This window comes from bacterium, assembly GCA_024228115.1.
Lineage (GTDB): Bacteria > Myxococcota_A > UBA9160 > UBA9160 > UBA6930.
This window is the reverse complement of the sequence record JAAETT010000056.1, coordinates 1-7,797: the sequence shown is the minus strand read 5'-3', so window position 1 is coordinate 7,797 and position 7,797 is coordinate 1. Positions and strand designations below refer to the sequence as shown.

Genomic DNA, 7,797 nt, shown 5'->3' with positions numbered 1-7,797 from the left:
CGGTCGAGCCGGGAGGGCGTTCGCCCTGGGTCAAGGACCTTTCGACCCGGAAGATCTGAATCGGAATCCGGAACGGCGGGCTGCGTCGCCCCCCGGCCAAATGATCAGATTTCTACGCTTCTGAGTGAGCGTCTACAGCCCGACACCGAGGATGGCCACCGCGACCAGAAGGCCTTCGGGTCTCGTCGATTCTGGGGCGGCTGCGAGGCCGATGCCGAGTCCGACACGGGAGATTGCCCAGGCCCAGAGCGGATAGGACGCAAAGCCAGAGACCAGGCCGAGAACCCACAGGCCGGGCGGCGCAGGGCGGCGAGCGCCTGGCTTTCGGGTGAAGAGAAGGAGCAAGGCGATCGCCAGGAAGGAGCCGAAGACTGCGTGCTCCAGGCCATGGGCTTCGGCTGAAATCGCGCCGAGGAGAAGCAATCCCCAACTGGCCAATGTGATGGCCAACGTGCCGAGGGAGAGCGTCATGCCGAGGCCCGCTTCGCGATGCTGCTGATCAGCGGGAGACCCGCGGCTGCAAGCAGAAGCGCGGCAAGAAGCGTCGTCGACAGTATTGGCGGCCCCAGCGGATCCGGGGCGCGCCAGGGTTCGACCACCAGGCGAATCACCCCAAGGCCTGCGAGGGTGGCGGCAGGGATACTCGTGGGTGGGAGCAGACGCGTGCCGATCGACAGCAGAGCGCAGCCTACAATCTCGATCGCCTGGGTGGGGACCAACCCTCCGCGCAGCGCGACGCCGTGGCAACAGCCTGCAGCCAGACATCCCAGTCGGGCTGTCGCCAGACCGAGGGGGAGGGCGCCGAACGCTGGAGCCAGATAGGAAGCCCGCTCGTCCGATCGGTGTGGGCTCGCAAGAGCGACACCGATGGGCGCGAATAGCACGCAGAAGCCGGCGGGTACGAATAACGAGCCCAATACGTCAGTGGCTCGATCCAGGTGAAGGAGGATCCATCCGAAGTGGCAAGCCAGGGCCGAAGCGCTGATCCCCGTGACGAAACGGAACGCGTGGGTTCGTCGGCCACCGCGGTGGTCGAACTCGAGCAACGCGACCCAGAAGGCGCCCGAAATAGCGACCAACTGGGCTGTCGTTCCGTTCAGGAGCGCTGTGCACCCAGCGATGGTGACGACTAGCAGGAGTGTGGGAAGAGAAGGCACGCTCGGCTCCACTTGTTGGATGCCAAGGCTCGATTGCAACGGCCATGCCGGCGAGCGAACGTCGACCGCAGTCCTTGATCTCGTTGCTAGGCGTCGCCTAGCGGCTGCGCCCCCCTTGGTCGGTCGCAGCCGGACGGTGTCGGGCGCAATCGAGCGCTGCAGGCGGTCTTCGCGTGTCGTTCACGGGGCGTGACCAGGTGAACGCAAGGAGGAGCATTCCCTCCGTTGGGTCAGCGGCGCAGGGCGAGCCATCCCTCGAAGAGGCGCTTCAGCGTGGGTGTGAGGCGGGTTCGGGTGTAGGCCCCGGCGGCGCGCTTCAGGGCCTCACCCTGGGTGGGGTAGGGGAAGATGACGTTCGTGAAGGTGCCCAGGCCGATCTTCTGGGTGATGGCCAAGGTGAGCTGTGTGATCAGATCTCCGGCATGGGCTGCCACGATCGTCGCGCCGACGATCTGATCCGTGCCCTTCTTCACGTGGACCTTGATGAAGCCTTCTTCCTGCCCGTCGGTGACGGCCCGGTTGGCTTCGGCCATGTTGGCGGTGTAGGTATCGATCGGGACACCGTTGGCCTCGGCATCGTGGGCGTAGAGACCGACGTGGGCGATCTCCGGATCCGTGTAGGTGCACCACGGCATCGTGAGGTCCGAGAGTTTCTTCTTCCCGAACGGGCCAACCGAGAAGAGCGCGTTCTGCACGACGATCTTTGCGGCGGCATCCGCAGCGTGAGTGAACTTCCAGCGCATGCAGACATCGCCCACTGCCCAGATCCTGGGGTTCGTGGTGCGCAGATGATCGTCGACCTTCACGCCCTGGCGAAGGTCGAACTCGACACCGACCTCCTCGAGACCCATGTCTGAAACATTCGGCGCCCGCCCGGCGCCGACGAGGATCTCGTCCACGACCAGCTCACGCTCTCCCTTTTCGGGGCAGGAGAGGTGGATGACCTTCTCGTCACCGCGCTTCTCGATGCGTTGGATCTGGCACTCGAATACCATTTCGATGCCTTCCCGCAGGAAACCGTCCTGAACGATCTTCGCGGCGTCCGGGTCCTCGCGGGTGAGGATCTGATTCGCACGCTCGAGAATCCAGACCTCCGAGCCAAGCCGTCGAAAGGCCTGGGTGAGTTCGCAGCCGATCGGGCCAGCGCCGATCACAGCCAACCTCTTCGGTCGAGTCGTCAGGTTGAAGACGCTCTCGTTGTCGAGGTAGCCGGCTTCCTCGAGGCCCGGAATCGGCGGCGCGACGGCGCGGGCGCCGGTCGCGATCACCGCCTTGGCGAATTCGAGAGTGGTTCCGTCGACACCTACCCTTCCTTCGCCCATGAAGCGTGCGTTGCCGAGGAATACATCGATACCGAACTCGTCGCTGTAGCGCTTGGCTGAATCCTCATGACTGATTCTCGAACGGATCTCACGCATGCGCTTCATGGCTTCGGAGAAATCCGGAAGCTGTCCCTCGCGGAGTCCGAGCCCGAGGGATTCCGAGGCCCGGGCTTCCTGTGCCAGGTGCGCGCTGCGAATCACGGCCTTCGAGGGGACGCAGCCAACGTTCAAGCAATCGCCGCCCATCAGGTGACGTTCGATGAGCGCGACCTTGGCGCCCAGGCTCGAGGCCACGAGGGCCGTGATCAATCCTCCCGTTCCCGCGCCGAGCACGACCAGGTTGTAGCGGCCATCGGGGACCGGGTTGGACCAATCGGCGGGATGTACGTTGCCGACGAGAGTCTGGTTGAACTCGTCCCAGGGTTCGATCTTCGGTAGCTCGCTCACGCTTCTTCCTTCGTTTCATCGGTCGCTTCGGCCAGCGCGCGGCGAGCGATGACGGTGACGTAGACGGTGACTGCGATCGTGGCGACGAACGCCACGATGTTCAGGATCCATGTTCCGAGTTCGGCATTGCCCGCGCCGCCGGCGGCAGCAGCGGTTTCCGTTGCGAGGTATCCCAGGTAGACATACAAGAAGGTGCCCGGGATCATGCCGACGCCCGCGATGACGAAATCCGTCAGGCGCACCTTCGTCAGGCCGAGGGCATAGTTCAGGATGTTGAACGGGATGGCCGGTGTGAGCCGCAGCAGGAAGACGATCTTGCGACCCTCTCGTCCGACGGCGCGATCGATGGCGGCGAAGCGGGGCTCTCCTTCGATCCGCTTCTCGACCGCACTGCGTGCCAGATAGCGGGCGACGAGAAACGCAGCGGTCGAGCCCAGCATGGCCGCGATGAATACGTAGACGACGCCGTAGGCCAGCCCGAAGATCCCGCCCGCGGCGAGGGTGAGGATTGACGCCGGGGCGAAACCGACCACGGCTACTGCGTAACCGAGGATGAAGACGATGGGGCCGAGTGCGCCGAGCCCGGCGACCCATTGCTTGAAGGGCTCGATACTGTCGCCGAGGAAGCGGCCCAGAAGGATCAGCGCTGCAATGGCAGCGAGGCCTCCCAGGATCTTGGCAATCGGGGGGCCGCTCCTGGCCGGCTCCGGTTTGAGGCTCTCCGTCATCGGGTCATGGCTCCTGCTCGGGGGCATGGGCGGACGATGCCGCCGCCCGGGAGAAGTTACGCCAGTGCGCCGCCGCAGCTCGACCCGGATCCAGCGGTGCAGGCAAGGCAATGGTCGCTGGTCGCGATCTCCAGCTCTTCGAGCTCGCGCAGATGTTCGAGATCGAAGAGCGTCTTCGGTCCTGCCAGCGGGAGGCCCCGGGCCTGATTGAAATCGCAGTCGTAGAGGCTGCCGTTCCATCTCACCGAAAGCGTGCTCCTGCACATCAAGCGCGGAACGGTCGCCGGATTGAAATTCTGTACCAGCAGCGCCAGATACGCGTCCAATTCGCCTCGACGCTCGAGTGCCCGCGCGAAACGCTTGATAGGCACGTTGGTGATCGTGAGCAGCCCGTCGAAGCGAATGTCAAAGAACTCCCAGAGCTCCCGGCGGTACTCCGCCTCGAGTGTGGCCTGGGGCGGAGGCAGGCTGGCACCGAGCGGATTGTAGACGAGGTCGAGGTTTCTACGGCCGTCCCCGGATGCGTAGCCGAGGGCGTTCAACCGCTTCAGGGCGGCGATGCTGCGCTCGAAGACGAGCTTCCCTCGCTGGGCGTCGACGTTCTCGGCGCTGAAACAGGGAAGGGATGCGACGATATCCACCTCTTCTCCGGCCAGGAATTCAGGGGTGTCTTCCTGGCCGGGCGCGAACAAGACGGTCAGGTTGCAACGATCGATGACCCGACGTCCGAGCCGGCGGGCGCCGCGCACCAGCTCCCGGAACAGCGGGTTCAGTTCCGGGGCGCCGCCGGTGAGATCCAATGTGTCGAGTTGCGGGTTGGCCGCGAGGACCCGAAGTACCTGCTCGGCCAGTTTCCGCCCGAGTGCTTCCTCACGTTTCGGCCCGGCTTCCACGTGGCAGTGTCGGCAGGCGAGATCACAGCGAAGCCCCACGTTCACTTGCAGGGTCGTCGTGATTCCCCGGCATAGGGGCAGAAGGCCGCGCTTCTCCAGGAGTCGTTCGAACGGACGTGTCATCGCGTCTGGAGGATGCCGGTCGGGGCGTTCAGGTGCATTTTCCCCTGGGGTGTTGCCTTCTGGGTCGGTGTAGCGATAGACTGAACTGAACTTCATGTCACCCCCTGAGTCAGAGTTCGAGCCGGGTTCGGCTCCGGCCCGCAGCCGGGACGCCACCCGGCGCCGCCTGTTGGAAGCGGCGACCACGCTCTTCGCCGCCCAGGGCCTCCACGGCGTGACCAGTACGGATATCGCCCGGGCTGCCGGAGTCGCCACCGGGACGTTCTATCTCCATTTCCCCGACAAGCAGGCGCTGTTTCGCGAGATCGCCCTATCCGCCCTGGCAGAGTTGCGAGAGCGCCGGATCAGGGCCACCGCGGGAACCGAGCCGGGAAGTCGTGCGGAGCTCCGAGCTGGCATGACCGAGCTGGTGGCCTACGGCCAGGATCATGGCGATTTGATTCGCGTCGTTTTCGGACGCGGGGCAGAGAGTGCGCCGATCGCCGACGAGGTGATGGATCAGATCGTTCCCGATCTGGAGAAGGCGTTCGTGCTTCGTCGCGAAGCGGGGCAGCTCACGGCCGGTGCCGAGCCGGCCATCGCCGCCCAGGCCTATGCCGCAATGATGACGCGCGTCCTCGCCTGGTGGGTCGAAGACCCGAACCGGGCGAGCCGCGAACAAGTGATCGAAACCCTGCTCGGCCTCCACCCGAGCCGCCCCGAGCGTTGAACGCCCACGGAGAATCTTTCGAATGGCAGATATCACCCATGACCCGATCTACAACACCGTCGATCGGGACAACTTCCTCTCCCTGATCAAGGTCGATCGCTACGGCGAACGCAGCGACGCCTTCGACGGAATCATCTCCGCCACGCGTGATCACTTCTGGGACCCGACGGATCCTCAGTACATCGATTTTGATGTCGAGCCGTTCGACATCAAGAATGAACTCCTGATGCCGCGGGAATTCACGGTCGAGTTGAACTGTGCCGTCGCCGACCGCCTGGACGAAGGACAGCAGATCCAGCTGGCGAACGAGAGCTCGCGCTTCACGCTTTCCTCCATCCTTCACGGTGAGCAGGGTGCGTTTTCGCTCTCCGCCAGTCTGTGCCAGATCATGCGGGATCCGGGTGCCCAGGAATACGCCTCGAACCAGGCCCGTGAGGAAGCCCGACACGTCACAGGCTTCTCGAGGTACATCAACAAACGTTGGGGGGCACCGATCGCTTGCGGCCCGACACTCGCCAGCCTGCTGGATGAAATCGTGCAATCCGGCGCGGTCTACAAGAAGCTGATCGGCATGCAGATGTTGATCGAGGGCCTGGCCATGGGTGCCTTCGCGACGCTCCAGGCGAAAACGAACGACCCCACGCTCAAGCGTCTGGTCCAGCTCGTGATGAGCGACGAGGCTTTCCATCACCGCTTCGGCAAGATCTGGGCGGACAAGACCGTTCCCAAGCTCACCGACGACGAGCATGAGAAGGTCGAGGATTGGGCTGCGAAGTGCTTCCAAGTCCTGCTCTTCAATCTGGTCAACGCCGAGCAGAAGCAGGCCATCTACCCGCAATTCGGCCTCGAGTGGGATTGGGTGCGCGGCGCAGTGATGGAGGCCTTCACGAACGAAGACCGTCGGAAGTCGATGACCGAGGGTACGAACATCTTCCGGGTGCTGATCAAGACGCTGCTGAAGGCTGGCATCATCACGGATCGAACGAAGGATGTGTACGCCGCCTGGGTCGACATGAACGAGCTTCAACGGGAGGACGACGAGGTTGCGGGCTACGACGTTGCGGAGGCGACGGTCGAGCAGCTTCGCGAGATCAACAGCAAGCGGCGCGTGATCAGCAAGGCGCTGCGCGGCTAACCGCCCGGTCTCCGATCGCGATTGGAGGTGCCGGGTGGCCGACCTTCCCGAAGTCGACGAGCCGAAGCTTCGCCTCTTCCGGGAGGCGATGGGGCTCGATCCGTTCCGCGAACGTTTCGCGCAGGCGATGATCGCCGTGCGTGGGCAGGAGGATGTGCCGCCTAGCAAGTTCGGCCTTTCGAGCCTGCGCCAGTTGCGGCCGCGCCTCGCCGTCCCGTTGTGGAGGGGCCGCTTCGTCGTGCCGCGCCGGGCGATCGTGACGAATCTCTTCAATCATCGTCAAACGCCGATCGAACTCGGTTGGTCGGTCCTGAAGACGCAGGTCGAGGACTTTCGTGGACGCGATCTCACCTACGACAGCCACAACGGGACCGATTTTTCGATTCCGGTCGGAACTCGCGTGCTGGCTGCGGCGCCCGGCGCGATCGTGCATGTCGTCAGCGAGTTCAATCGCGGCGGGCTGAAGATCTTCATCGATCACGGCGAAGGATTGATGACGACCTCGGCCCACCTGGCCCGGCCCCTGGTTCGTGTGGGCCAGGTCGTTGCGCGGGGCGAGCCGATTGCTCTTTCGGGGTACAGCGGCCTCGATTCCCTCGTGACCTTTCCCTTCGGCACTCCCCATGTGCACTTCAACACGTGGCTCGATGGCGAGCCGGTCGACCCCTTCCCGCAGCATGGCGAAGAGAGCCTGTGGCGGGCCGGAGCGCTCCCCGAGCCCATGCTCCAGGACAGCCCCTCTGAGCCCTTCGTCCCGTCGACGTATTCGGCACCCGCCGTTGCGGAGTTGGTTGCGGGCTGCGCGACTCGGGCGGTCCGCGAAGAACTCGAACGGATCGAACCTGTTTCGATGCGCGGAGCACGCGCGATCGTCGAGTCGAACTACTACCCCACCCGGTTCAAGAAACGGCCGAATCCCTACGCCGAGCCCAACGCCCGTAGGCCTCGTCTCGATCTGCCTTTCCGGGCGGCCGATTTCGATGGCGTCGTGTTCGCCGACGAGATCTAGCCCCTTTGCCCCAATCCGCCCCGCAAACCCTCCACAGCAGAATCGAAGTGCTTTTCCGGGTTCTCGCACGCAAGGGCGGCACCGCCCGGGCTGAAAATGCCGGCACCGCCGCTACAATCCGGCCCCTCGCCGCCCCCAGCTAGTCCCTTGTATCGACCAAAGGCGGAAGTGTTGTCATGCTAAGCACTGCGTCCCCCGCAGCCAATCGGTTCTCGCCGTGTCGCGGGCCGATTCATGGGGCCCGTATGTCGAAGAAGCGGTATCGGATTGACTT

8 protein-coding genes are annotated in these 7,797 nt (G+C 64.3%); 3 read left to right on the top strand and 5 right to left on the bottom strand.

Going from position 1 to position 7,797, the window contains the following annotated elements; translation table 11 throughout:
• Nucleotides 1-132: 132 nt before the first annotated feature.
• The 5 genes from GY937_03010 to GY937_02990 all read right to left on the bottom strand — a co-directional run bounded on the left by GY937_03010 (nt 133) and on the right by GY937_02990 (nt 4,670).
• Entirely contained in the window at nt 133-471 is a 339-nt protein-coding gene (locus tag GY937_03010) for a hypothetical protein (protein MCP5055677.1), read from the bottom strand.
• Complete coding sequence (locus GY937_03005; protein MCP5055676.1) at nt 468-1,157, bottom strand: hypothetical protein; 690 nt, start codon at nt 1,155-1,157, stop codon at nt 468-470. Before GY937_03005 ends, GY937_03010 begins: the two co-directional genes overlap by 4 nt.
• 230 nt (nt 1,158-1,387) lie before the next feature.
• Nucleotides 1,388-2,926: a mercuric reductase gene (locus GY937_03000; GenBank protein ID MCP5055675.1), complete on the bottom strand. Its 1,539-nt coding sequence runs from the start codon at nt 2,924-2,926 to the stop codon at nt 1,388-1,390.
• The gene (locus GY937_02995; GenBank protein MCP5055674.1) at nt 2,923-3,654 is read right to left on the bottom strand and encodes a TVP38/TMEM64 family protein; all 732 of its coding nucleotides are present in this window, start codon (nt 3,652-3,654) and stop codon (nt 2,923-2,925) included. The genes GY937_03000 and GY937_02995 overlap by 4 nt, the downstream gene beginning before the upstream one ends.
• A gap of 56 nt (nt 3,655-3,710) precedes the next feature.
• On the bottom strand, nt 3,711-4,670 hold the full coding sequence (locus GY937_02990; protein ID MCP5055673.1) for a radical SAM/Cys-rich domain protein: 960 nt from the start codon (nt 4,668-4,670) through the stop codon (nt 3,711-3,713).
• Between the two features lie 94 nt (nt 4,671-4,764).
• Here GY937_02990 and GY937_02985 point away from each other — a divergent pair, with 94 nt between their 5' ends.
• The 3 genes from GY937_02985 to GY937_02975 are packed head-to-tail and all read left to right on the top strand — an operon-like array spanning nt 4,765 to nt 7,523.
• Nucleotides 4,765-5,379, top strand: coding sequence for a TetR/AcrR family transcriptional regulator (locus GY937_02985; GenBank protein ID MCP5055672.1), 615 nt, complete (start codon nt 4,765-4,767; stop codon nt 5,377-5,379).
• Between the two features lie 22 nt (nt 5,380-5,401).
• On the top strand, nt 5,402-6,514 hold the full coding sequence (locus GY937_02980; protein MCP5055671.1) for a ferritin-like domain-containing protein: 1,113 nt from the start codon (nt 5,402-5,404) through the stop codon (nt 6,512-6,514).
• A gap of 34 nt (nt 6,515-6,548) precedes the next feature.
• Complete coding sequence (locus GY937_02975) at nt 6,549-7,523, top strand: M23 family metallopeptidase (GenBank protein ID MCP5055670.1); 975 nt, start codon at nt 6,549-6,551, stop codon at nt 7,521-7,523.
• The last annotated feature ends 274 nt before the right edge of the window (nt 7,524-7,797 follow it).